Genomic DNA, 1,620 nt, shown 5'->3' on the forward strand with positions numbered 1-1,620 from the left:
GCATGGATCATGATCGGGGCATGAAGAGGTTTCTCGAAGTCGTGGGCTTCCTGGTGATGATCTTCGGCATCGCCGGAGTGATCCGCGAACTGACCAATCAACAGAGAAAAGTTCTAGTATATTGATACCGACAAAATATAAAAACATCGTGTCAGATTTAGATAACTGTACTAAATTAGAACATAAATTTGTGATTAAAACTGAACATGTTAATGATACCATCATGAAATTAGTAAAAAGAGGACTTGATTTAAATGAAGTTGAGATACATAAAGTATCCTTATTAGAAATTTTATTTTCAAATTCAGAAGACAATGAGGGGGTATACTAATGTTACTTACTTATTTTAAAACCGAAATCATAATTTTACTTAGAAAAAAATTATATTTAATGGTATCGATATTGTTACCTTTATTTTTTTATTTACTATTTACTTCAATTTTAGATTTACCAGAACATGCAAAAGAAGTATTTTATAAAGAATATATGTACAGTATGGTAGTATTTAGTTGTATGAATTTTTGTTTAATTTCATTTCCAATAGATATGATTGAGGAGAGAAACAATGGCTGGTTTAAACATCTCATGACGACGCCTCTAAATCCATTAAATTATTATTTAGTTAAATTAGCACGAACAATAATACAATTTTTATTATCAATTATTATTATATTTACAGTTGCACATTTTTATAATACAGTGAACATGCATTTTACAGAGTGGATTACATCTGCGTTCATATTATGGCTTGGAGCAAGTCTGTTTTTAACATTGGGGCTTGTCATAGCGCAATCTAATGATGCTCAAAAAGCTAGTAGTATTGCCAATTTAATTAATTTAGGATTAGCAATATTAGGTGGATTATGGTTTCCTACTCATACATTTCCTGATTGGTTACAAAAAATTTCTAAATTAACACCTACATATCACCTGAAAAATATAGCTTATAGTTTAAGTAAGGGACAGGGATTGGATTATGGTTCTTTAATTATTATGGTCATTTACAGTATGATATTTTTGTTTATAGCTTTACAGATTAATAAAAAGAAAGATGTTGAATAACATGACAAATTCATCAATTTGGGTAAAAATAGGTAGTCGAATAGCACCACTTATTTATTTAGTATTTCCTATTATTAATATTTTCAATTACAATATTGATCGTCCATTTTTGGAATATATACTTGTTGTCATCATTTTTACTATTGATTATGTATGTATTATATTTTATTACAATCGCTTAAATGAAGAAATGTTATATGCACTTTTCATTGTGCATTATATTTTGATTGATTATTTTGTGTTTTGTAACCAACCAATGAATTCTTTATTTTATTTTTTTAGTGCATTCGCAATTCCATTCATGTTAGGTAAAGGGTTTAAATCAAAATTCTTTATGACCTTTGTGGTATCTATGATGATTACAATTATCCTAACATTAGTAATAGACAGAGATGCAGTAACCCTGTTAATAATATATTTTGTAGTGATATTACTTATGTGCGTAGGTAATATTTATTCATTAGAAGAACGTAAGTTGAGAGAAAAGCTTACTGAACAAAATAAATATATTAACATATTAATTGCTGAACAAGAACGGTCACGCATCGGTCAAGATTT

2 protein-coding genes are annotated in these 1,620 nt (G+C 28.2%); both read left to right on the forward strand.

From position 1 onward, the window contains the following. Window positions 1-330 precede the first annotated feature (330 nt). Window positions 331-1,062 (forward strand): ABC transporter permease, encoded by a 732-nt coding sequence (locus ABTZ91_RS33980; protein WP_070451257.1) that lies wholly within the window; start codon window positions 331-333, stop codon window positions 1,060-1,062. A 1-nt stretch (window position 1,063) separates the two neighbouring features. After that, on the forward strand, window positions 1,064-1,620 hold a 557-nt coding region (locus ABTZ91_RS33985), incomplete at its 3' end, for a hypothetical protein (protein ID WP_352081092.1).

It is taken from the genome of Streptomyces sp. NPDC126499, from assembly GCF_040302485.1.
Lineage (GTDB): Bacteria > Actinomycetota > Actinomycetes > Streptomycetales > Streptomycetaceae > Streptomyces.

Bases quoted from the DNA above. Each gene is read 5' to 3' on its own strand.
- ABTZ91_RS33980 (WP_070451257.1), top strand. From the start codon at position 331: ATGTTACTTACTTATTTTAAAACCGAAATCATAATTTTACTTAGAAAA.